The organism is Streptomyces sp. NBC_01017 (assembly GCF_045162795.1).
In the GTDB taxonomy this organism is placed as follows: Bacteria; Actinomycetota; Actinomycetes; order Streptomycetales; family Streptomycetaceae; genus Streptomyces; species Streptomyces machairae.
The window spans coordinates 4412157-4435323 of sequence record NZ_CP108683.1; the positions used below are offsets into that span (position 1 = coordinate 4412157).

Sequence of the window (23167 nt, forward strand, 5' to 3'; positions counted from 1 at the left end):
CTCAAACGCCGGAGGGGCTGAATTTTCAGCCCGTCCGGCGTTTGAGGACGAGGCCGTTCAGGCCGACAGCGGGGGTCTGGGGGCGGCAGCCCCCAGGTACGGGACGGGTAGGGGCGGCGGGGGCGAGAACCATCCCACCCTCAGCCCCCCTTCCTCACCACCAGAACGAGAGGTTGACCGACGTGCACGACGATCTCATCGCCCGGGCCCAGGCGTGGCTCGCCGAGGATCCGGACCCGGAGACCCGCGACGAGCTCGCCAAGCTCATCGACGCCGCGGACGTCGAGGAACTCGCCGCGCGCTTCAGCGGCACCCTCCAGTTCGGCACCGCGGGCCTGCGGGGCGAGCTCGGCGCCGGCCCGATGCGCATGAACCGCACGGTCGTGATCCGCGCCGCGGCCGGCCTCGCCGCGTACCTGAGGAAGCAGGGCCACGAGGGCGGTCTCGTCGTCATCGGCTACGACGCCCGCCACAAGTCGGAGGACTTCGCCAGGGACACGGCCGCCGTGATGACCGGCGCGGGCCTGCGCGCCGCCGTACTGCCCCGCCCGCTCCCCACCCCGGTCCTCGCGTACGCGATAAGGCACCTCGGCGCGGTCGCCGGAGTCGAGGTCACCGCCAGCCACAACCCTCCGCGCGACAACGGCTACAAGGTCTATCTCGGCGACGGCTCCCAGATCGTCCCGCCCGCGGACATCGACATCGCGCAGGAGATCGCCGCGGTGCCGTCCCTCACCGTCGTCCCCCGCCCCACGGAGGGCTGGGAGAGCCTGGACGACAGCGTCCTGGACGCCTACCTCGCCCGCACGGACGCGGTCCTGTCCCCCGACTCCCCGCGCACCGCCCGCACCGTCTACACGGCGATGCACGGTGTCGGCAAGGACGTCCTCCTCGCCGCCTTCGAGCGGGCCGGCTTCCCCGCCCCCGCCCTCGTCGCCGAGCAGGCCGAGCCCGACCCGGACTTCCCCACCGTCGCCTTCCCCAACCCGGAAGAGCCCGGCGCGATGGACCTGGCCTTCGCGAAGGCCCGCGAGACGGCTCCCGACCTCGTCATCGCCAACGACCCGGACGCCGACCGCTGCGCCGTGGCCGTACGGGACGGGGAGAGCGGGGACGAGTGGCGGATGCTCCGCGGCGATGAAGTTGGCGCCCTGCTCGCCGCCCACCTGGTCGACCGTGGAGCACGCGGCACCTTCGCGGAGTCCATCGTCTCCTCCTCCCTCCTCGGCCGAATCGCCGAGAAGGCGGGGCTGCCGTACGAGGAGACCCTCACCGGCTTCAAGTGGATCGCCCGCGTCGACGGTCTGCGCTACGGCTACGAGGAGGCCCTCGGCTACTGCGTCGACCCCGACGGCGTACGCGACAAGGACGGCATCACCGCCGCCCTGCTGATCACGGAGCTGGCGTCCGTCCTGAAGGCCGAGGGCCGCACGCTCCTCGACCTCCTCGACGACCTCGCCGTGACCCACGGTCTGCACGCCACCGACCAGCTCTCGGTGCGCGTCCAGGACCTGTCGGTCATCGCCGACGCCATGCGGCAGCTGCGCGAGCAGCCGCCGACCGAGCTCGCCGGGCTGGCCATCACCCGTGCCGAGGACCTCACCCGGGGCACGGACACCCTCCCGCCCACCGACGGTCTGCGCTACACGCTCGAGGGCGCCCGCGTCATCGTCCGTCCGAGCGGCACGGAGCCCAAGCTGAAGTGCTACCTGGAGGTCGTCGTCCCGGTCGCGACCCACGCCGACCTCCCGGCCGCCCGCGCCGAGGCGGCCGGGCTGCTCGCGACGATCAAGCGGGATCTGTCGGCGGCGGCGGGCATCTGAGCCGTACGAACAGGCAAAGTTCTGGTCGTTCGCGAAGGGGTGCCCCCATTCGGAGGCACCCCTTCGGGCGATTTCCTCACGGTGGTTGACCCGGGCTCCACGCGCGGCCCCGGCGCACGGGCAACGGTGGACGGGCAAGCGCGTCACCGAGTTGCCTGGAGCCGCCGCCGTGTCCACGACCGTCCGGCCGACCCCCCGAGCGACCACCGCCGCCCACGGCGAGGCACGGTCCGGCTCCCCGCCCCCACGGGGGCGCCCCGCACCAGTGCACGCCCTGCGGCACGCGGCTCCCGCCCTGTTCGCCTACCTCGCCGTACGCGGCACGGGCCTGCTGGTGCTCACGGTCTGGGCACACCGGCAGCGGCACGGAGTCTGGCCGATCCTGGCGACGCAGTGGGATGCCGACTGGTACCTCGGGATCGCCGAGCACGGGTACGCGCACGGGCTCGGCACCGCGTACAACGCCAACAACCTCGCCTTCTTCCCGCTCTACCCGGTGCTGGTGAAAGGGGCCACGGCGGTCACGCCCGGCTCCCTCGCCAGTACCGGTCTCGCCCTCGCCGTCATCGCCTCCCTCGTCGCCGCGTGGGGCGTCTTCGCGGTCGGGGACCGGCTGCACGGGCGCCGGGTCGGCGTTCTCCTCACGGTCCTGTGGGCCGCGCTGCCGGTCGGGCTGGTGCAGTGGATGGGCTACACAGAGTCCCTGTTCACGGCGCTCGCGGCCTGGTCGCTGTACGCCGTGCTCACCGGCCGCCTCCTCGCCGCCGCCTGGCTCGCGGTGCTCGCGGGCCTGACCCGCCCGACCGGCGTCGCGGTGGCGGCCGCCGTCACGGTGGCGGCCCTGCTCGCGCTGCGCCGCCGCTTCCGTCCGCGTACCCTCGCGGCCGCCGTGATCGCGCCGCTCGGCTGGTGCGGATACGTCGGCTGGGTGGGCCTGCGCGTGGGCCGCTGGGACGGATACTTCGCCGTGCAGCGGCTGTGGCGCAACGAGTTGGACGGCGGCCGCGAGACCCTGCGTCTGATGCGGCAGTTGCTGGTGTACGACCGGATGCCGGAGCTGTTCCTGGTGGTCGTGACGCTCACGCTGATCGCGTCGGTGATGCTGTTCGGGCTGTCGGTGTGGGACCGGCAGCCGGTGCCGCTGCTGGTCTTCACGGCCGTACTGCTGGCGATCGTCCTGGGCAGCGGCGGGGTCTACTTCCCCCGCGCCCGGTTCCTCCTGCCCGCCTTTCCCCTCCTGCTCCCCCTCGCCCTGCATCTGGCCCGCGCCTCCCGCCGCCACCGCATGCTGGTCCTCGCGGCGGCGGTCACCGGCTCCGCCTACTGCGGTGCGTACATGGCACTCGTGTATCCGGGCGCCCCCTGAGCCCCGACGCGGCCCGGTTCACGGCGGGTTGGGCGCCCCCATCACGGCTCGGACCCGGCGCGTCAGGCCGTCGCCAGCAGAATCGCCAGCAGCACGGCCCCGGCGATGACCGGCCCCGCCACCTCGTAGGCCCACCGCACGGTGACCTCACCCTGCGAGGACTCCAGCTTCTCCCGCTGCTCCAGCAGTTCCCGCAGGTCGTCCATCACCTTGTCGGTCTCGGCCCGCGCCGGGCCGTCCATGTCGACATCGCCTCGCGGCGCCCCGAACCCGAGCCCGCCGAATCCCATACCCCCGCCGCCGCGGCCACTGCGCTCACCCCGCGCGGCAGCGCTCCGCTCCGCCGCCGACCGGGCCGAACGCCGTGCCGCCTTCTTGCGGGCCCGCAGCGAGACCGGGACCGCCCAGAGCTGGAACTTGGTGCCGGACTTGTCGACGACCTCGTTCGAGTAGCCGGACCGCAGTGCGGCGATCTGGCCCCACGGGAGCACGATCACGCGCAGCGGGTTGCGGACGCGCAGCCGGTCCTCGTTGGCGTAGACGGCGGGCCTCAGCGTGAACGCGGACACCAGCGGCACGATCAGGATCAGCGCCGCGAGCGCCACCCACTGGGTGCGGCCCTCGCCCCGGACCAGTGCGTCGATGCCCAGCCAGAGCGCGATTCCGAGCAGCGCGACGCCGCCGATCATGCCCATGGGCGAGCGGTAGACGCGGTCCTTCGACACGGGGGCCGGGGTGGGGGGCTGGTACTCCGGGGTCGTCATGGGGCCGATTCTGCCGTATGCCTTCCGGCGACTTGGTGGGGCGCCCCTTCGCCATGGGGGCGGGCTGCGGGCTCGGGTGCGGGTGGTGGGTGGGTTGCTCGCGCGGTTCCCCGCGCCCCTTGGGTCGGACAGCTCCCCGGCATGGCGCGGATCCGTTCCCCATCGCCGCAGAAACAGATCCGTTCCCTTGCCGCAGAACAGATCCCTGTCCCTCGGGGTGTACAGCCGCTACGCGCGTAGATATGCTCGTCTGGTGACCATGCCCACCAATGCACCCACCGCAGCTCACACCCTTACGGACGTCACCGCGTCCGACAGCACGCTGCGCCGCTTCCTTCACGGGCTGCCCGGCGTCGACGCGGTCGGCCTGGAGGCGCGCGCCGCGTCCCTCGGGACCCGTTCCATCAAGACGACCGCCAAGGCGTACGCCATCGACCTCGCCATCTCGATGGTCGACCTGACGACGCTGGAAGGCGCGGACACCCCGGGCAAGGTCCGGGCGCTCGGCGCCAAGGCGGTCCACCCCGACCCGAGCGACCGGACGACCCCGGCGACCGCGGCCGTCTGCGTCTATCCCGACATGGTGGCCACCGCCAAGGAGGCCGTCGCCGGCTCCTCGGTCAAGGTCGCCTCGGTCGCGACCGCCTTCCCGGCCGGGCGCGCCGCCCTCGGTGTGAAGCTGGCGGACGTCCGGGACGCCGTCGCCGCCGGTGCGGACGAGATCGACATGGTCATCGACCGCGGGGCGTTTCTCGCGGGGAACTACATGAAGGTGTACGACGAGATCGTCGCCGTGAGGGAGGCCTGCGGGACCTCTGCCCGCCTCAAGGTCATCTTCGAGACCGGCGAGCTGTCGACGTACGACAACATCCGGCGCGCGAGTTGGCTCGGCATGCTGGCGGGCGCCGACTTCATCAAGACGTCCACCGGCAAGGTCGCCGTCAACGCCACCCCCGCGAACACCCTGCTTATGCTGGAAGCGGTGCGCGACTTCCGCGCCCAGACCGGCATCCAGGTGGGTGTCAAGCCGGCCGGCGGGATCAGGACGACCAAGGACGCCGTCAAGTTCCTCGTCCTGGTGAACGAGACCGCCGGCGAGGACTGGCTGGACAACCACTGGTTCCGCTTCGGCGCCTCCTCGCTCCTGAACGACCTGCTGATGCAGCGTCAGAAGCTGGCCACCGGCCGCTACTCCGGCCCCGACTACGTGACGGTGGACTGATCACCATGGCATCGGTATTCGAATACGCACCGGCCCCCGAGTCCCGCTCGATCGTCGACATCGCGCCGTCGTACGGCCTGTTCATCGACGGCGAGTTCGTGGAGGCGGCGGACGGCAAGGTCTTCAAGACCGTCTCCCCGTCCACCGAGGAGGTCCTCGCCGAGATCGCCCAGGCCGGCGAGGCGGACGTGGACCGCGCCGTGAAGGCCGCCCGCAAGGCCTTCGTGAAGTGGTCGGCGCTGCCCGGCTCCGAGCGCGCGAAGTACCTGTTCCGCATCGCCCGGATCATCCAGGAGCGCAGCCGTGAGCTGGCCGTCCTGGAGACGCTGGACAACGGCAAGCCGATCAAGGAGACCCGCGACGCCGACCTCCCCCTGGTCGCCGCGCACTTCTTCTACTACGCGGGCTGGGCCGACAAGCTGGAGCACGCCGGTTTCGGCGCGAGCCCGGCGCCCCTCGGCGTGGCCGGCCAGGTCATCCCCTGGAACTTCCCGCTGCTGATGCTGGCGTGGAAGATCGCCCCGGCGCTGGCGACCGGCAACACGGTCGTGCTGAAGCCGGCCGAGACCACCCCGCTGTCGGCCCTGTTCTTCGCGGACATCTGCCGCCAGGCGGGCCTGCCCAAGGGCGTCGTCAACATCCTGCCCGGCTACGGCGACAGCGGCGCCGCGCTCGTCGCGCACCCGGACGTCGACAAGGTCGCCTTCACGGGATCGACGGCGGTCGGCAAGGAGATCGCGCGGACCGTCGCCGGCACCCGCAAGAAGGTCACCCTGGAGCTGGGCGGCAAGGGCGCCAACATCGTCTTCGACGACGCCCCGATCGACCAGGCGGTCGAGGGGATCGTCAACGGCATCTTCTTCAACCAAGGCCAGGTCTGCTGCGCCGGCAGCCGGCTGCTGGTCCAGGAGTCGATCCAGGACGAGCTGCTGGACTCGCTGAAGCGTCGCCTCTCCACGCTCCGCCTCGGCGACCCGCTCGACAAGAACACCGACATCGGCGCGATCAACTCCGAGGAACAGCTCACCCGCATCACCTCGCTCGTCGAGCAGGGCGAGGCGGAGGGCGCCGAGCGCTGGTCGCCGGCCTGCGAACTCCCCGAGAGCGGCTACTGGTTCGCCCCGACGCTCTTCACGAACGTCACCCAGGCGCACCGGATCGCCCGCGACGAGATCTTCGGCCCGGTCCTGTCGGTCCTGAGCTTCCGCACGCCGGACGAGGCCGTCGCCAAGGCCAACAACAGCGCGTACGGCCTGTCGGCGGGCATCTGGACGGAGAAGGGGTCGCGGATCCTCGCCGTCGCGAACAAGCTCCGCGCGGGCGTCATCTGGTCCAACACGTTCAACAAGTTCGACCCGACCTCGCCGTTCGGCGGCTACAAGGAGTCGGGCTTCGGCCGCGAGGGCGGCCGCCACGGCCTGGAGGCGTACCTCGATGTCTGAGAAGAACGACAAGACCGAGCGCGCCGAGCGGCTCTCCGTCTTCAAGACCTACAAGCTGTACGTCGGCGGGAAGTTCCCGCGTTCCGAGAGCGGCCGGGTGTACGAGGTGACGGACTCGAAGGGCAACTGGCTGGCGAACGTCCCCCTGTCCTCCCGCAAGGACGCCCGTGACGCGGTGGTCGCCGCGCGCAAGGCGTTCGGCGGCTGGTCCGGCGCGACGGCGTACAACCGCGGCCAGATCCTCTACCGCATCGCGGAGATGCTGGAGGGCCGCCGCGAGCAGTACGTCCGTGAAGTCGCCGACGCCGAGGGCCTGTCGAAGTCGAAGGCGGCGGCGCAGGTCGACGCGGCGATCGACCGGTGGGTCTGGTACGCGGGCTGGACGGACAAGATCGCCCAGGTGGTCGGCGGCGGAAACCCGGTCGCGGGCCCGTTCTTCAACATCTCCTCCCCCGAGCCGACCGGCGTGGTCGCCGTTCTGGCCCCGCAGGAGTCGTCCTTCCTGGGCCTGGTCTCGGTGCTGGCCCCGGTGATCGCGACGGGCAACACGGCGATCGTGGTGACGTCCGAGAAGTCCCCGCTGCCCGCCCTCTCCCTGGGCGAGGTCCTGGCCACGTCCGACCTGCCGGGCGGCGTCGTCAACGTGTTGTCGGGCCGTACGGCGGAGATCGCGACGCCGCTGGCCGCGCACCAGGACGTCAACGCGATCGACCTGGCCGGCGCCGACGAGGTGCTGGCGAAGGAACTGGAGATCGCGGCGGCCGACAACCTGAAGCGCGTTCTTCGTCCACAGCCTGTGGACGACTGGGCCGCCACTCCCGGCATCGACCGCATGACGGCGTTCCTGGAGACCAAGACGGTCTGGCACCCGACGGGTTCGCTGGGCGCGTCCGGCTCGTCGTACTGATCACCGGCACGACGGCCACCCAGACCGGAGAGCCGTGCCTCCCCTCCGTCCAGGGGAGGCGCGGCTCTCTGCCCTGCCGCCGCCGCGACGAGTTGTCATGTGAACGCGAGAGGGCTGTGAGGTGTGACGCGCGCTTCAATTGCGGTACGCCGGGTCGTACACGGGCCCTGCGATGCCTCACACTGGTGTCCCGTGAGTTCCCATCCGCCCATACCGACGCGAGTCGTGCTGCTCTGCGGCCCTTCCGGCTCCGGCAAGTCCCTTCTCGCCGCCCACTCCGGTCTTCCGGTGCTGCGGCTCGACGACTTCTACAAAGAGGGTGACGACCCGACCCTGCCGCAGGTCCCCGGGAGCTCCGACATCGACTGGGACCACCCCGACTCGTGGGACGCGGACACGGCTGTCGCCGCGATCGCGGAGCTGTGCCGCACGGGCCGTACGGACGTTCCGCTGTACGACCTCTCGCTGAGTGCCCGCACGGGCGCGGAGACCGTCGACATCGGCCGCACCCCCCTCTTCATCGCGGAGGGCATCTTCGCGGCCGAGATCGTGACCCGCTGCCGGGAGCTCGGCCTCCTCGCCGACGCGCTGTGCCTGAGCCGCGGCCCCATGAAGACGTTCCGCCGCCGCTTCCTCCGCGACCTGCGAGAGGGCCGCAAGTCGGTCCCGTTCCTGCTGCGCCGCGGCTGGCGCCTGATGCGCCTGGAACGTTCGATCGTCGCCCACCAGACGTCCCTGGGCGCCCACGCCTGCGACAGGGACGAGGCCCTCGGCCGCCTCACCGCAGCAGCAGCGGGCCGCCGCCCGGCGGCGACGCCGGCCACCTGAACGAACAGGACGCCCTGTCCGTCGTAGGACCGGAATACGGTCCCCGCGGAAAGGAAGCCCGATGCGCACCACCCTCCGGTCCGGCCGACGTCTGCTCATGGCCGCACTGCTCCTCGGCACGGCCGTCGGCTGCACGGAAACGGGCGGCGCGGAGCCGGGCGGCGCGGAGCCGGGCGGCGCGGCCGAGGCATCCTGCGCGTACGTGGTGACGTACGGGAACCGCTCCTACCAGGACGTCGCGAACACCGACTTCACCGTCGGGAAGAAGCTGGGCACCGCCACGATCCCGGCGTGCGACGACACCCCGAACGATCCCCCGGACGCCATCGGCGAGCAGCGGATCACCGCGTACGCGGTCGAGGGAACGGACCCGGCAGCCGCCATCGCCGTCGGTGACACTCCCGCCGGAGCGATCCTCATGAAGGCCCACTGACCGCACACGAAGAACGGGACTGGACGGACCCCCCGGCCCTCCAGCCCCGCTCTCGTCGTGCTCCCCCGAATCCCCCGTGGGAGCACTCCCCCGTGTTTCCCCGTTGGTCCCCCGTGGGCCCCCCGGCCCCCGTGGGTCCCCCCCACTTCTTACCGCTCCCCCGTTGCATCCCCCCGGATGCGGTCCCCCCGGACCTTCAGGCGACAAGCTCCCCGAAGGCGTCCTCCTCGTCACGGCCGAAGCTGAGGACCTCGTCCTCGCGCAGCCGGCGGAGCGACCGCCAGATGCTGGACTTCACCGTGCCGACACTGATGTCGAGGATGTCCGCGATCTCCGGGTCGGTGCGGCCCTCGTAGTAACGAAGGACCAGCATCGTGCGCTGGAGTTCGGGCAGCCGGGCCAGCGCCTGCCACAGGACCGCGCGCAGTTCGGTGCCGCGCATCGCGTCCGTGTCGCCGGGCGTCTCCGGCAGTTCCTCGGTCGGGTACTCGTTCAGCTTGCGGCGGCGCCACGCGCTGATGTGCAGGTTGGTCATCGTCCGCCGCAGGTAACCCCCGACGGCGGCCTTGTCACTGATCCGGTCCCAGGCCCTGTACGTCGAGAACAGTGCGCTCTGGAGCAGGTCCTCGGCCTCGAAGCGGTCACCGGTCAGGTGGTAGGCGGTTGCGTACAGGGAGGCGCGGCGCTCCTGGACGTAGGCGGTGAACTCCGCCTCCGACAGCGAGCGACGACGCTCCCCCGAGTCCTCCCTGTACGCGGCTCCCCCGTGCGTTTCCCCCGTGAAACCGTCAACCACCGTCATGTACGCGGTGTGCTGACGCCCGGTGCCGCGAGCGCACCCCCGCCCGCTCACGGCACCGGACTTCTCGGAACCCCGGCCCCCGTTCACGTCGTGCAGACGCGTGATCACTGCGCTGGTGCTGGTGCCGTGCAGCGTGTTCATCTCGCGCCCCCCGTCGTGGACTTCCGGTGTTCTGCTTGGTACGGCTTGCTGTGTTGCGTCCTGCTGTCTTGCCTGTGCCGAGAAGCTTGCCGGGGCACCTTCATCGCCGTGTCCGCCGACTGTCACAGACGTGTCACAGGGGCCTGTGTCGTAGGTCGCCCCCAGGCGGGCGACAGCGCGGACACAGTCATGAGCGCTACGTGCCCGTAGCTGTACAGCTCGTACAGGTGTCGAAAGACGACCCCCGCATGGGCCAGAATGAGCCCCGTGCCTTCCCTGTTGCTGATCGAGGACGACGACGCCATCCGTACGGCCCTGGAGCTCTCACTGACGCGCCAGGGACACCGGGTGGCCACCGCTGCCACCGGCGAGGACGGTCTGAAACTGCTGCGTGAGCAGCGGCCGGACCTCATCGTGCTGGATGTGATGCTGCCCGGCATCGACGGGTTCGAGGTGTGCCGGCGCATCCGGCGCACGGACCAGCTGCCGATCATTCTGCTGACCGCGCGCAGTGACGACATCGACGTCGTGGTCGGCCTGGAGTCCGGCGCGGACGACTATGTCGTCAAGCCGGTGCAGGGACGGGTGCTCGACGCCCGGATCCGGGCGGTGCTGCGGCGCGGGGAGCGGGAGTCGAACGACGCGGCTACGTACGGCAGCCTGGTCATCGACCGTGCGGCTATGACCGTGACGAAGAACGGCGAGGACCTCCAGCTCACCCCGACCGAGCTGCGCCTGCTGCTCGAACTGAGCCGCCGCCCGGGCCAGGCCCTGTCCCGCCAGCAGCTGCTGCGCCTCGTCTGGGAGCACGACTACCTGGGCGACTCCCGCCTCGTGGACGCCTGCGTCCAGCGGCTGCGCGCCAAGGTCGAGGACGTCCCGTCGTCCCCCACACTCATCCGTACCGTCCGTGGCGTCGGCTACCGCCTGGACGCGCCTCAGTGACGGACGAGCAGGGGGGATTCCGCGGCTGGGTCGCGGCTCGCAAGGGAGTGTGGTCGAGGCTGCGTTTCACCAGCCTGCGCCTGCGACTGGTGGTCGTCTTCGGCCTCGTGGCGCTGACGGCCGCGGTATCGGCCTCCGGCATCGCCTACTGGCTCAACCGCGAGGCGGTGCTCACCCGTACCCAGGACGCGGTGCTGCGCGACTTCCAGCAGGAGATGCAGAACCGCGCGGGCCTGCTGCCCGAGGAGCCGACGCAGGACGAACTGCAGCACACCGCCGGGCAGATGGCCAACAGCAGCCAGCGCTTCAGCGTGCTGCTCGTCGCCCAGGACGCCGCCGGCAAGCCCGCGTACGGCAACTCCGGCGGCCTGGACGGCTTCACGCTCGCGGACGTGCCCCAGTCGCTGCGCACGGCGGTGAACGAGAAGCAGCAGGTCGACTCCTCCAACGAGGCCGAGTACCACCTGTACTGGCAGCGGATAGTCGCCGACGACACCCCCTACCTGGTCGCCGGCACGAAGGTGATCGGCGGTGGCCCCACCGGTTACATGCTCAAGTCCCTGGAGCCGGAGGCCAAGGACCTCAACTCCCTCGCCTGGTCGCTGGGCATCGCCACCGGCCTCGCGCTGATCGGCTCCGCGCTGCTCGCGCAGGCCGCCGCCACGACCGTACTGAAGCCGGTCCAACGCCTCGGTGCCGCCGCCCGCCGGCTCGGCGAGGGCAAGCTGGACACCCGCCTGCGCGTCTCGGGCACGGACGAACTGGCCGATCTCTCCCGGACGTTCAACAAGGCCGCCGAGGCGCTGGAGAAACGGGTCGCCGACATGGCCGGACGGGACGATGCGTCCCGCCGCTTCGTGGCCGACATGTCCCACGAACTGCGCACCCCCCTCACCGCGATCACCGCCGTGACGGAGGTGCTGGAGGAGGAGCTGGAGATGGAGACCGGCTCCATGGACCCGATGATCGAACCGGCCGTACGCCTGGTCGTCAGCGAGACCCGCCGCCTGAACGACCTCGTCGAGAACCTCATGGAGGTCACCCGCTTCGACGCGGGCACGGCCCGCCTGGTCATCGACCAGGTCGACCTCGCCGACCAGATCACGGCCTGCATCGACGCCCGCGCCTGGCTGGACGCGGTCGACCTGGACGCCGAGCGCGGCATCATGGCCCGCCTGGACCCGCGCCGCCTGGACGTCATCCTGGCCAACCTCATCGGCAACGCGCTCAAGCACGGCGGCTCGCCGGTGCGGGTCGCGGTCAGGGAGGCGGACGACTCGATCGTGATCGCCGTACGGGACCACGGCCCCGGCATCCCCGAGGACGTCCTCCCGCACGTCTTCGACCGCTTCTACAAGGCCAGCGCCTCCCGCCCCCGCTCCGAGGGCAGTGGCCTCGGCCTGTCCATCGCTCTGGAGAACGCTCACATCCACGGCGGCGAGATCACCGCCGCCAACTCCCCCGACGGCGGCGCGGTGTTCACCCTGCGCCTCCCCCGGGACGCATCGAACCTGACCGAACAGACGGACGCCAACGAGACCGACGGCAAGGGCTCCGACGGGCCGAAGAAGGGGGACGCCTGATGAAGGTACGCGGCCCGGCGGGCAGCCTCCTGGCCCTCTCCGCAACTGCTGCCGCCCTGCTGACCGGGTGCGGCATCCGTTCCACGGAGGTGCCGACCAACTTCGGTCCCGCTCCCTCGCGCGTGCACTGCTCACTCTCCGAACCGAACGTGTCGACGCAGGCCACGCGAGGCCTCCCGGTGCAGGTCTTCCTGCTCTGCGGGTCACAGCTGGTGGCCGTGGACCGAACGGTGCGGGTGGGAGACGGTACGGCGGACTCGGCGCGGCGCGTGCTGGTGGCACAGGGACTGCTCGACGAACTGGAGGCAACGCCGTCGGCCGCCGAGAAGGAGGCCGGCTACACCACCGACGTCCGCGGGGCCATGGAAGCGAGCGGCCCGCACCCCGGCGACCCCGACGAGACCCTGCGCCTGAGCACACCCCCCAACGACCTCACCTCGTACGCCCTCGCCCAGATCGTCTGCACCTTCTCGGACTCGACGGCAGCCGAGGGCGACGGCTCGGTGATCCTGGGCGGCCCCGGCGCCGACCCCCTGCGCCGCTACGAGTGCACGGACGAGGTCCGCACCCGCCCCGGCAGCAACGAGCCCCCGTCAACGGAGATCACAGACAACTGACGGCGTACGGCGGCAGGGGACGTGCCGGAAGGCGCACCCCCGCGGCGCCGCACCCGCGTAGGGCGGCAGGGGACGTTCCGGAAGGCGTACCCCCGCGGCGCCGCAGTCGCCCACGGCGGCAAGGGGACGTGCCGGGGGGTGTCCGCCCGCAGTGGCCGGCGTCAAGAAACGGCACCACCCTGCCCAACCCCAACCGCCGGTCCGAGGACGGACACCCCCCGGCACGGCCCCGACCCACCACACACCCGCAGGCGCTACGCGAACCCCCACCCACCCCGCACAGGCCGCCGCAGGCAAAGACGCGCACCCACCGCCGGAGGCCCGTGTGGCGGACGCCTCACCCCCGTAAGCCCCCTCCCGGAACCGATCCTGCCGGGGGGCGCGTCTAGGGGGGCGTGCAGCGTCAAGGCTCCATCGGCGGCAGCGCCGAGATCCGCATCCGTGCGACTGGGGGTGTTCTCCTGGTCGCGCACCTCGCGTTCGTCGCCTGGCTCACGCTGCGCCCCCTGGACGTCCCCTGGGTGATGCCGCCCAACCTGCGGCCGTTCGACGGGATCAGAGCCGATCTGGCGCTGGGCTGGCAGCAGGGCGCCCGGCACATCGCCGAGGGCATCGCCCTGCTCGCACCGCTGGGCGTGCTGATCCCGATGGCACACGGCAGGATCAACGCCTCCCCGCTGGGCTCCCTGGTCCGTGCGGTCGCCGCCGGCGCCCTGATCTCGCTGGGCATAGAGCTGCTGCAGACCGGCGTGCCCGGCCAGATCGTCGACATCGACTCGCTGCTGCTGAACACCGTGGGCGTGGCCCTGGCACACGCGGCGATCGTCCCCGCGTCCCGCGCCTGGCTCCGCCGCAGGTCCGAGCGCACAGAGCGGGCACCGGTCCCCCAGGAGGAGCCTTCCCAGGGTCGGACCCCGACGATTCCCAGGGTCGGGATAGCTCCGTAGAGGGACGCTTTGCCCGGTTCGTCGCCGTAGCGTGGATGTCAGATGAGGGAAGCCCTCGGGAGGCCCCACAAGGGGGCCTCCGGCCGACGCTCGCGAAGGAGCCGCACCATGACCGCGCTCGCCCGACCCACCAACGGCCGCATGATCGGCGGAGTGTGCGCCGCGCTGGCACGGCGCTTCGGCACCTCCGCAACGACGATGCGCGTGATCTTCCTGATCTCCTGCCTGCTCCCCGGCCCGCAGTTCCTGCTCTACATAGTCCTGTGGATCCTGCTCCCCTCGGAGGACAAGGCGAACAAGACGCGCGAGGCCTGGTAACCGCACAAACACGACTGCGCCCCGCCGATGTCCGGCGGGGCGCAGTCGTTTGTGCCAGTGGGGACGGAGCCTACGAGCTACGCCCGCCTCAGGCCGCCGTAGCCAGCCGCCGCTGCTCGAGCCGCGCCGCCCGCGTGCCGAACACCGTGATCGTCACGACGCCGAGCACCGCCAGCAGGCCGACGCCGACCGTGCCGGCCCAGCCGCCTGCGTGGAAGGCCACCGCGCCGACCGTGCTGCCCGCGCTGGAGCCGATGTAGTAGGCGGACTGGTAGAGCGCCGAGGCCTGGGCGCGGCCGTGGGTGGCTGTCTTGCCGACCGCCGAGGAGGCGGCCGCGTGGCCCGCGAAGAAGCCGCCCGTGATGAGGACCAGGCCGAGGAGGACCAGCGGGAGCGAGTCCGCCAGGGACAGCAGCAGGCCCGCCGCCGTCGTGGCGCCGGCCGCGTACAGCGCGCCGCGGCGGCCCAGGCGGCCCACCAGCCGTCCCGCCGTGGACGCGGACACCGTACCGACCAGGTACACGAGGAAGATCGAGCCGATGATGCCCTGGGGCAGCGAGAACGGCTCCTCCGTGAGGCGGTAGCCGATGACGGTGTACACGCCGCCGAAGACCGTCATGAACAGGGCGCCGATCGCGTACAGACGGCGCAGCAGCGGGTTGGAGAGGTGGTCGCGGACCGCGCGGGCAAGGACGCGCGGACGCAGCGAGCCCGGCTTGAAGTGGCGCGGGGCCGGGAGAAGCAGCCGGAAGGCCACCGCGCACGCCACCGCGATCACGCCGATCACGCCGACCGCGACCCGCCAGCCCCACTCCTGGGCGACCCAGCCGGTGATCACACGGCCGCTCATCCCGCCGACGCTGTTGCCCGCGACGAACAGTCCGATGGCCGTCACCAACGCCTTCGGCCGGACCTCCTCGGCCAGATACGCTGTCGCCGACGCCGGCAGACCCGCCAGCGCCGCACCCTGGACCGCCCGCAGCACGACCAGGGAGGTCAGGTTCGGCGCGAAGGGGACCAGCACACCGACCGCCACCGCGACCGCCAGGGACGCCGTCATGACCGTACGGCGTCCGAACCGCTCCGACAGCGCGCTCATGGGCAGCACGAACAGCGCCAGACCACCCGTCGCGGCCGCCACCGTCCAGCTCGCCTCGCTCGCCGCCACGCCGAACTCACCGGAGATCAGCGGCAGCAGGGCCTGCGTGGAGTAGAGAAGCGCGAAGGTCGCGACACCGGCGAGGAAGAGGGCGAAGCTCATCCGGCGGTAGCCGGGGCCGCCCGGGGCCATTCGGGAGTCGACGACGGGGACTGAGGGTGCGGCGCCCACGGTGGTGGACGCCCCGGTACTGGCGGGAGACATGCTTCGAAGCTACGTACGCCCCACTCATCCGTCCAATGCATGGATTCGCCATAATCGTTCCCATGGCGCATCAGCACAGCTCACAGCCTCGACTGTCACCATCCAGTGACACAGAAGACATGACGATGTTGCTCGCACCCCGCCTCGCGTACTTCGCCGGCGTGGCCCGCACCGAGCACGTCACCCGGGCCGCCCAGGAGATGCAGGTCCCGCAGTCCACGCTCTCGCGCGCCATGGTCCGCCTGGAACAGGACCTGGGCGTCGACCTGTTCGCCCGCCACGGCCGTACGGTCTCCCTCACCCCCGCCGGCCGCACCTTCCTCGCCTCCGCCGAACGCGCCCTCGCCGAGATCCGGCGCGCCGCCGACGAGGTCCGCGCGGACGCCGACCCGGCCACCGGCAAGGTCGCCTTCGGGTTCCTGCACACCATGGGCGCGGAAACGGTCCCCGGCCTGATCCACGCCTTCCGCGCCGACCACCCCCGGGTCCGCTTCAGCCTGGTCCAGAACTACGGCGAGGCCATGCTCGAACGACTCCGGGCCGGCGAGCTGGACCTCTGCCTCACCTCCCCCGTCCCCGACGCCCCCGACCTGGTCGCCCGCCGCCTGGACGAGCAGAAACTCCGCCTGGTCGTCCCCGCCGATCACCGTCTGGCCACCCGCAAGCGCATCCGCCTGGAGGAGGCGGCCGACGAGATCTTCGTGACCCTGGAACCGGGCTACGGCCTGCGCCGCATCACCGACGACCTGTGCCAGGAGGCCGGCTTCAAGCCGCGCATCGCCTTCGAGGGCGAGGAGGCGGAGACGCTGAGGGGCCTGGTGGCGGCGGGCCTCGGAGTCGCACTCCTGCCACCACCGGCAGTGCCTCGCCCAGGGGTCATGGAACTGACGGTCACAGCGCCGCGGGCAGCACGCGAGATCGGCGTTGCATGGATGGCCGACCGCCCGGACACGCCCCCTGTGGCCGCTTTCAAGAAGTTCCTGCTCTCAAGGAGAGGCAATCTGCTGCCAACCTGAAGGGGCGCGGGGCTGTATCGATGTGCGGCTCCGCCGCGTGGGCGCGAGCAACCACACACAGCCGGCAGCCGCCGACCCCAAGCCCGAACCCCAACGGCACTACCGCCGCAACGACTTACCGAACCCCGCAGCCAACGGCATCCGCAACCCCAAAGGAGGCGGAGCCGCAAACGCATCGGCGACCGGCCGCGAGAACGACCTCCCGAACAGCACCCCCATGACAAAGTCCTCGGCCAACGCGAGGACTTCATCCCGGTGCTGCTGCAACCCGTGCCGATCGGAGTGCACTTCGAACCGGCACACGTCCCGGTTGGCCTTCTTCGCCCGCTCCGCCAGCCGGAACGACAGCTCGGGATCGGTCCGCTCGTCGTTGGTGCCGTGCACGAACATCACCCGCCGCCCCCCGAGCTGTTTCACCGGTTCGGGTGACGCCGCGACATCCTCCTCCGGCAGCCAAGGAGCTATCGCCAGCACGGAGTTGACGGCCTCGTGGCCACCCGCCCGCACCGCCGCCCGCGCGCCCATGTCGACACCGGCGAGGCACACGGGAACGTCGCCGTAGCGCCGTACGACCTCGTCGGCGGCCCACAACGCGTCGCTCAAGAGGTTCGCGTCGCTGCCGTTCCACCCGCGGAAGCGGTAGCGGACGACATGTGCGGCCAGACCCTCCTCGCGCCCCGCCCGCGCCAGCCGACGCCCGAGGGTGCGCACATGGGAGGTCGCCAACAACGTCGCCGGCTTGCGATGTGAGACCTCGTCACCTCCGGGCAGCAGGAGCACCACTCCGCTCACCGCCGTCGGCTCCGGCCCGATCACCTTGCCCAGCCGGACCCTGCGCACCGGCGTCGCTTGCTGTGCCATGACAGAACAGTGTCAGAAGCGCGGGTGTACGCCACCCGTCCTCGGGGTCACCGTTACGTATCGACGGATTCGTACAGCCGACGGATTCGTACACCAGGGGAGAAATGCGCGACGGCGGCAGGGAAATCAGCGATGAAGGCGCCGTCTACGCGCGTAGGCGTTAGAGTGCGAAAATGACGAGCGAGACTGCCCAGAAGGCGAACATCCCGAGCTCGGACCAGATCCGCCGGGCCCCGAAGGTTCTGCTGCACGACCACCTCGACGGCGGGCTCCGTCCCGGCACGATCGTCGAGCTCGCCCGCGAGTCGGGCTACACCCAGCTCCCCGAGACCGACCCCGACAAGCTCGGCGTGTGGTTCCACGAGGCCGCCGACTCCGGCTCCCTGGAGCGGTACCTGGAGACCTTCTCCCACACCGTCGCGGTGATGCAGACCCGCGACGCCCTCGTCCGGGTCGCGCGCGAGTGCGCGGAGGACCTCGCCGAGGACGGGGTCGTCTACGCCGAGGTGCGGTACGCGCCCGAACAGCACCTCGAGGGCGGGCTCAGCCTCGAAGAGGTCGTCGAGGCCGTCAACGAGGGCTTCCGGGAGGGCGAGCGGATCGCGCGCGAGAACGGCCACCGCATCCGCGTGGGCGCGCTGCTGACCGCCATGCGGCACGCCGCCCGCGCGCTGGAGATCGCCGAACTCGCCAACCGCTACCGCGACCTGGGCGTCGTCGGCTTCGACATCGCGGGCGCCGAGGCCGGCCACCCGCCCACCCGGCATCTCGACGCCTTCGAGTACCTCAAGCGCGAGAACAACCACTTCACCATCCACGCGGGCGAGGCCTTCGGTCTGCCGTCCATCTGGCAGGCCCTGCAGTGGTGCGGCGCCGACCGGCTGGGGCACGGGGTGCGCATCATCGACGACATCCAGGTGCAGTCCGACGGCTCCGTGAAGCTCGGCCGGCTCGCCTCGTACGTCCGGGACAAGCGCATCCCGCTGGAACTGTGCCCGAGCTCCAACCTCCAGACGGGCGCGGCCGACTCGTACGCCGCGCACCCCATCGGTCTGCTGCGGCGGCTGCACTTCCGCGCCACCGTGAACACCGACAACCGCCTGATGTCCCACACCAGCATGAGCCGGGAATTCGAGCACCTTGTCGAAGCATTCGGTTACACGCTCGATGACATGCAGTGGTTCTCCGTCAATGCGATGAAATCATCGTTCATTCCTTTCGATGAACGACTCGCGATGATCAATGACGTGATCAAGCCCGGATATGCCGAACTCAAGTCCGAATGGCTGTTCCGTCAGACCAGCTCTACCAGCGGTTCTGAGGGTGAGGAGGGCTGACCGGAAGTTCTCCGTGCACACGGAATGCGGACGCCATTCACAATCCGTCCGCATTTCGATGTTTGCGGTGGCGTGCGGGGCGTGTTTACGGTCGAGAACCGCTCACAACCCCGTAACGAATTTCGAGGACTTACCTTCATGAAGCAGTCTGCTGCCAAGACCCTCGGTGTCGCCGCTCTCGGTGCCGCCTTCGCCGCCGCCGGTGCGGGTGCCGCGAACGCCGCGCCGGTCGCCCCGGACGCCGCCGGTTCGGCGCTGGACACCGTCACCCGGACGCTCCCGGCCGAGAACCTCTCCCAGGCGGCGCCCGCCGCGGGTGCGGGTCTCGCCCAGGGCGGTGCGGGTCTCGCCCAGGGTCAGGAGGCGCTCGGCGCCGGACTGGCCGCCGCCCAGCCGGCTGCCGAGCAGGCGCTGGCCGGGGGCCCGACCGGCGTCGCCACCGGGCTGCTCGGCGGTCTGCCGCTGCAGACCCTGCCCGTGAGCGGCGTTCCGCTCGCCTGATCACGCATCTCCCGAAGCACGCCGCTGGGGCGCACCTTGGACACCGGGTGCGCCCCAGCGGCGTGTTGTCGACCCCTTCTGAACTGCTGCTTTGTTCGCTCCGGGGGCCATTGTCAGTGGGCTGCGGTAGCTTCCGAAGTGTGGGGCGCGATGAGGCGCACTTCGGGAACGGCCACAGGGGTGGGTGGACGATGAGCGACGGCACGGCGACTACGACAACGGACCTGGACGTCAGGCTGGAGAAACACCGCGTCGAACTGACCGGGTACTGCTACCGCATGCTCGGCTCCTCCTTCGAGGCCGAGGACGCGGTCCAGGACACGATGGTGCGCGCCTGGCGGAGTTACGACAAGTTCGAGGGGCGCTCCAGTCTCCGGTCGTGGCTGTACCGCATCGCGACGAACGTGTGCCTGGACATGCTGACGGCCGGCAACAAGCGGGCCAGGCCCATGGACCTCACGGAGTCGACCCCGCTCGCGCAGGCGGCGCTCTCGCCGCGCCCGGACAACACCTGGCTGGAGCCGATGCCGGACAACCGGGTGCTGCCCAGCACCGAGGACCCGGCGGAGGCCGCGGTCGCCAAGGAGACGGTGCGGCTCGCCTTCATGGCCGCCCTGCAGCAGCTGCCCGCCAAGCAGCGGGCGGTGCTGATCCTGCGCGAGGTGCTGGCCTGGAAGGCGAGCGAGGTCGCCGAGCTGCTCGACACGACGGTCGCGTCGGTCAACAGCGCGTTGCAGCGGGCGCGCGCCACGCTCGCCGAGCAGCAGCAGCCGGGCGCCGAGGCCGCCCTCTCCGATCCGCTGGACGAGGAGCAGCAAAAGCTCCTGGAGCGGTACGTCGCGGCCTTCGAGGGCTACGACATGACGGCGCTCACGGCCCTGCTGCACGAGGACGCCATCATGACGATGCCGCCGTTCGACCTGTGGCTGACCGGCGTCAAGGACATCACGGGCTTCATGACGACGCTCGGCGCCCCCTGCGCGGGCTCGCGTCTGCTGCCGGTCCAGGTCAACGGGCTGCCGGGCTTCGCCCAGTACAAGCCCGACCCGGAGGCGGGCGGCTTCACGCCGTGGGCGGTGCAGGTGCTGGAGGTCTCAGACGGCCGGATCACCGGGTTCCACTGCTTCCTCGACACCAAGCGCTGGTTCCCGCTGTTCGGGCTCCCCCTCCATCTCGAAGCGGAGGCCCACCAGGTCGAGGAGGGCGTGTAGCGCGGGGTCGGGGTCCCGCAGCCGTATCCGGCCCCCGGCGCGCCGGGCGGCCAGCTGGAGCCGTGCCAGCAGGTCGACGGTGCCCAGTCCCGGGGGTCCGAGCCCTCCGACATCGCACACCACGACGCCCGCTCTGCCGGCCTCCAGCCGGGCCCGCACGTCGTCGCACAGCCCTGCCACCTCATCCCGGGTGACGGGGCCGGCCAACACGAGTACAGCGGGTGTCATGGCATCCACGATCGGTAGACCGGGCGGCGACGGATAACTCATCGCGGCCGGAGGCCCCCGTCCGTCGCCCGCCGCCCGGTGTCCGTGCGCCGTGGGGTGTCCGCCTGCCGGGATCACATTGACCGGGTGCCCTCCTTCCCCAGAGGGTTGGCTGTATGCCCCACGTATCAGCACCTCCCCGAATACCCTGCGGTTTCCTTTCCGCCAAGGAGGTGCCGTGCAGGGGGTGTTGACGGGCTTCGCGGTGATCGCGGTCGTCATCGGGGTGGGCTATGCAATCGGCCGGCGCGGCTACCTCGGCGACCACGGCCGCGAGGTCCTCACCAAGCTGGCCTTCCACGTGGCGTCCCCGGCGCTGCTCTTCACCACGCTCGCGCAGACCGACCTCTCGGTGATCTTCTCCAGCCGCCTCCTGGTGACCGCCCTGAGCACGGCCGCGGCGGCCGGCGTCTTCGTCGCGGTGGGTGTCGTACGACGCTGGGGAGTGGGCCGTACGACGATCGGCGCGCTGTGCTCCAGTTACGTCAACTCCGGCAATCTCGGCATCCCGATCGCGGTGTACGTCCTGGGCGACGCCTCGCTGGTGGCGCCGGTGCTGCTGTTCCAGCTGGTCGGGGTCACCCCGATCGCGCTGACGATCCTCGACCTGTCCGGCGGGGGCGGGAAGGGCCCGCTGTGGCGCCGCCTGCTGACCCCGCTGCGCAACCCGATCGCGGTCGGCTCGCTGGCGGGCGTGGCGGTGTCGGCGACGGGTCTGCGCATCCCGGCACCCGCCCTGGACCCCCTGACCCTGATCGGCGGCATGTCGGTCCCGGCGGTCCTGCTGGCCTTCGGCATCTCCCTGTGCGGCAGCACGATGCCCGGCCGCGGGCCCGACCGGCATCCGGTCCTGCTCTCGGTCGCCCTGAAGTCCCTGGGCCAGCCGGCGGCAGCCTGGGCGCTGGCGGCGGGCGTCTTCGGCCTGCGGGGCGCTCCGCTGCTCGACGTGGTGGTGACGTCGGCACTGCCTGCCGCGCAGAACCTCTACACGTACGCGTCGAGTTACGGGGTGGGCGAGCGGTTGGCGCGGGACTCGATCCTGCTGTCGACGGTGATCTCGGTGCCGGTGCTGGTGGTCGTCGCCGCTCGTCTCGGCTGACCCGGGCGGTCCCTGAAGGCAGCACGAAGGACGACGGGCCGGGACCCGAAGGCCCCGGCCCGTCGCCCGCTCATGCGCCTCAGGCGATCCGCTCCAGCACCACCGGCGAAGCCGTGAAGTCCGTGCCCGGGGCCGCGATGTCGTACGAGCCCTCCACCGACTGGAGCGCGTACTCGAAGCGCTCCGGGGTGTCGGTGTGCAGGGTCAGCAGGGGCTGGCCCTCGGTGACCGTGTCGCCCGGCTTGGCGTGGAGCTCGATGCCCGCGCCCGCCTGGACCGGGTCCTCCTTGCGGGCGCGTCCGGCACCCAGGCGCCAGGCGCCGACGCCGATGTCGTAGGCGTCGATGCGGGTCAGGACGCCGGAGGAAGGGGCCTTGATGACGTGCTGCTCGCGCGCCACCGGCAGCTTCGCGTCCGGGTCGCCGCCCTGGGCCGCGATCATGCGGCGCCAGACGTCCATCGCCGAGCCGTCGGCCAGGGCCTTGGCCGGGTCGGCGTCCTTCACCCCGGCGGCGTCCAGCATTTCGCGGGCCAGGGCGATGGTCAGCTCCACCACGTCCGCCGGGCCGCCGCCCGCCAGGACCTCCACCGACTCGCGGACCTCCAGGGCGTTGCCCGCGGTGAGGCCGAGCGGGGTGGACATGTCCGTGAGGAGCGCGACCGTCTTGACGCCGTGATCCGTGCCCAGGCCCACCATCGTGGACGCCAGCTCGCGCGCGTCCTCGATCGTCTTCATGAAGGCACCCGTGCCGACCTTCACGTCCAGGACCAGGGAGCCCGTGCCCTCCGCGATCTTCTTCGACATGATCGACGAGGCGATCAGGGGGATCGCCTCGACGGTGCCGGTGACGTCGCGCAGCGCGTACAGCTTCTTGTCCGCCGGGGCCAGGCCGTCGCCCGCCGCGCAGATCACCGCGCCGGTGGTGTCGAGGACGTTCAGCATCTCCTCGTTCGAGAGGAGGGCGCGCCAGCCCGGGATCGACTCCAGCTTGTCCAGCGTGCCGCCCGTGTGGCCGAGGCCGCGGCCCGAGAGCTGGGGGACGGCCGCGCCGCAGGCCGCGACCAGGGGGGCCAGCGGCAGCGTGATCTTGTCGCCGACGCCGCCGGTCGAGTGCTTGTCGGCCGTCGGGCGGGACAGCGACGAGAAGTCCATGCGCTCGCCGGAGGCGATCATCGCCGCCGTCCAGCGGGCGATCTCGCGGCGGTTCATGCCGTTGATCAGGATCGCCATGGCGAGCGCGGACATCTGCTCGTCGGCGACCTCCCCGCGGGTGTACGCGTCGATGACCCAGTCGATCTGCTCGTCGCTGAGCTCACCGCGGTCCCGCTTGGTGCGGATGACAGAGATTGCGTCCATGGCCATGACTTTCCTTC

Annotated in this window: 23 protein-coding genes; 17 read left to right on the forward strand and 6 right to left on the reverse strand. The window is 71.2% G+C overall.

Annotation, left to right across the window (positions count from 1 at the left end; genetic code table 11):
• Nucleotides 1-182 precede the first annotated feature (182 nt).
• On the forward strand, nt 183-1823 hold the full coding sequence (locus OG331_RS19905) for a phospho-sugar mutase (RefSeq protein WP_406198063.1): 1641 nt from the start codon (nt 183-185) through the stop codon (nt 1821-1823).
• Nucleotides 1824-1992: 169 nt separating this feature from the next.
• A complete protein-coding gene (locus OG331_RS19910; protein ID WP_406198065.1) occupies nt 1993-3189 on the forward strand; it encodes a hypothetical protein in 1197 nt (398 codons plus the stop codon).
• Between the two features lie 62 nt (nt 3190-3251).
• Here the strand turns inward: OG331_RS19910 and OG331_RS19915 are convergent, their stop codons facing one another.
• Nucleotides 3252-3953, reverse strand: coding sequence for a PH domain-containing protein (locus OG331_RS19915; RefSeq protein WP_406198067.1), 702 nt, complete (start codon nt 3951-3953; stop codon nt 3252-3254).
• A 253-nt stretch (nt 3954-4206) separates the two neighbouring features.
• On the opposite strand from OG331_RS19915, the gene deoC reads away from it, so the two are divergent.
• The 5 genes from deoC (at nt 4207) to OG331_RS19940 (ending at nt 8785) form a co-directional block, all read left to right on the forward strand.
• Entirely contained in the window at nt 4207-5175 is a 969-nt protein-coding gene (gene deoC, locus OG331_RS19920) for a deoxyribose-phosphate aldolase (protein WP_406198070.1), read from the forward strand.
• A 5-nt stretch (nt 5176-5180) separates the two neighbouring features.
• The gene (locus tag OG331_RS19925; protein ID WP_406198072.1) at nt 5181-6617 is read left to right on the forward strand and encodes an aldehyde dehydrogenase family protein; all 1437 of its coding nucleotides are present in this window, start codon (nt 5181-5183) and stop codon (nt 6615-6617) included.
• Nucleotides 6610-7524, forward strand: a complete 915-nt coding sequence (locus OG331_RS19930) for an aldehyde dehydrogenase family protein (RefSeq protein ID WP_406198074.1) — start codon at nt 6610-6612, stop codon at nt 7522-7524. The genes OG331_RS19925 and OG331_RS19930 overlap by 8 nt, the downstream gene beginning before the upstream one ends.
• A gap of 192 nt (nt 7525-7716) precedes the next feature.
• Entirely contained in the window at nt 7717-8352 is a 636-nt protein-coding gene (locus OG331_RS19935) for a uridine kinase (protein ID WP_328879686.1), read from the forward strand.
• 61 nt (nt 8353-8413) lie between these two features.
• Nucleotides 8414-8785, forward strand: a complete 372-nt coding sequence (locus OG331_RS19940) for a DUF6281 family protein (protein WP_406198076.1) — start codon at nt 8414-8416, stop codon at nt 8783-8785.
• 196 nt (nt 8786-8981) lie between these two features.
• On the opposite strand, the gene OG331_RS19945 is transcribed toward OG331_RS19940, so the two are convergent.
• Nucleotides 8982-9728, reverse strand: coding sequence for a SigE family RNA polymerase sigma factor (locus OG331_RS19945; protein ID WP_362385156.1), 747 nt, complete (start codon nt 9726-9728; stop codon nt 8982-8984).
• A 267-nt stretch (nt 9729-9995) separates the two neighbouring features.
• Here OG331_RS19945 and afsQ1 point away from each other — a divergent pair, with 267 nt between their 5' ends.
• The 5 genes from afsQ1 to OG331_RS19970 all read left to right on the forward strand — a co-directional run bounded on the left by afsQ1 (nt 9996) and on the right by OG331_RS19970 (nt 14138).
• Nucleotides 9996-10673, forward strand: a complete 678-nt coding sequence (afsQ1, locus tag OG331_RS19950) for a two-component system response regulator AfsQ1 (RefSeq protein ID WP_031477770.1) — start codon at nt 9996-9998, stop codon at nt 10671-10673.
• Entirely contained in the window at nt 10670-12256 is a 1587-nt protein-coding gene (locus tag OG331_RS19955; RefSeq protein WP_406198079.1) for an ATP-binding protein, read from the forward strand. Before afsQ1 ends, OG331_RS19955 begins: the two co-directional genes overlap by 4 nt.
• Complete coding sequence (locus OG331_RS19960) at nt 12256-12873, forward strand: hypothetical protein (protein ID WP_406198081.1); 618 nt, start codon at nt 12256-12258, stop codon at nt 12871-12873. Before OG331_RS19955 ends, OG331_RS19960 begins: the two co-directional genes overlap by 1 nt.
• Nucleotides 12874-13268: 395 nt before the next feature.
• Entirely contained in the window at nt 13269-13820 is a 552-nt protein-coding gene (locus OG331_RS19965) for a VanZ family protein (RefSeq protein ID WP_406198083.1), read from the forward strand.
• Nucleotides 13821-13928: 108 nt separating this feature from the next.
• Nucleotides 13929-14138 (forward strand): PspC domain-containing protein, encoded by a 210-nt coding sequence (locus OG331_RS19970; RefSeq protein WP_328424202.1) that lies wholly within the window; start codon nt 13929-13931, stop codon nt 14136-14138.
• Between the two features lie 88 nt (nt 14139-14226).
• Here the strand turns inward: OG331_RS19970 and OG331_RS19975 are convergent, their stop codons facing one another.
• On the reverse strand, nt 14227-15501 hold the full coding sequence (locus tag OG331_RS19975) for an MFS transporter (RefSeq protein ID WP_406198086.1): 1275 nt from the start codon (nt 15499-15501) through the stop codon (nt 14227-14229).
• Between the two features lie 62 nt (nt 15502-15563).
• Here OG331_RS19975 and OG331_RS19980 point away from each other — a divergent pair, with 62 nt between their 5' ends.
• Complete coding sequence (locus OG331_RS19980) at nt 15564-16517, forward strand: LysR substrate-binding domain-containing protein (protein WP_406198089.1); 954 nt, start codon at nt 15564-15566, stop codon at nt 16515-16517.
• A 99-nt stretch (nt 16518-16616) separates the two neighbouring features.
• Here OG331_RS19980 and OG331_RS19985 read toward each other — a convergent pair whose 3' ends face one another.
• Nucleotides 16617-17378: an alpha/beta hydrolase gene (locus OG331_RS19985; protein ID WP_406198092.1), complete on the reverse strand. Its 762-nt coding sequence runs from the start codon at nt 17376-17378 to the stop codon at nt 16617-16619.
• Nucleotides 17379-17551: 173 nt separating this feature from the next.
• On the opposite strand from OG331_RS19985, the gene OG331_RS19990 reads away from it, so the two are divergent.
• From OG331_RS19990 to OG331_RS20000, 3 genes are all read left to right on the forward strand, one after another.
• Nucleotides 17552-18715, forward strand: coding sequence for an adenosine deaminase (locus OG331_RS19990; protein WP_406198094.1), 1164 nt, complete (start codon nt 17552-17554; stop codon nt 18713-18715).
• A gap of 138 nt (nt 18716-18853) precedes the next feature.
• Entirely contained in the window at nt 18854-19216 is a 363-nt protein-coding gene (locus OG331_RS19995) for an ATP-binding protein (RefSeq protein ID WP_406198096.1), read from the forward strand.
• A 191-nt stretch (nt 19217-19407) separates the two neighbouring features.
• Nucleotides 19408-20427 carry a sigma-70 family RNA polymerase sigma factor gene (locus OG331_RS20000; protein ID WP_406198098.1) on the forward strand — a complete coding sequence of 340 codons (1020 nt, stop codon included), beginning with the start codon at nt 19408-19410 and terminating at the stop codon, nt 20425-20427.
• Here the strand turns inward: OG331_RS20000 and OG331_RS20005 are convergent.
• The gene (locus OG331_RS20005) at nt 20311-20697 is read right to left on the reverse strand and encodes an STAS domain-containing protein (protein WP_406210147.1); all 387 of its coding nucleotides are present in this window, start codon (nt 20695-20697) and stop codon (nt 20311-20313) included. The two genes, OG331_RS20000 and OG331_RS20005, sit on opposite strands and share 117 nt — an antisense overlap.
• A 175-nt stretch (nt 20698-20872) precedes the next feature.
• Here OG331_RS20005 and OG331_RS20010 point away from each other — a divergent pair, with 175 nt between their 5' ends.
• Complete coding sequence (locus OG331_RS20010) at nt 20873-21793, forward strand: AEC family transporter (RefSeq protein ID WP_406198100.1); 921 nt, start codon at nt 20873-20875, stop codon at nt 21791-21793.
• Nucleotides 21794-21872: 79 nt separating this feature from the next.
• Here the strand turns inward: OG331_RS20010 and OG331_RS20015 are convergent, their stop codons facing one another.
• Nucleotides 21873-23150: a thymidine phosphorylase gene (locus OG331_RS20015; protein ID WP_406198103.1), complete on the reverse strand. Its 1278-nt coding sequence runs from the start codon at nt 23148-23150 to the stop codon at nt 21873-21875.
• Nucleotides 23151-23167 lie beyond the last annotated feature (17 nt).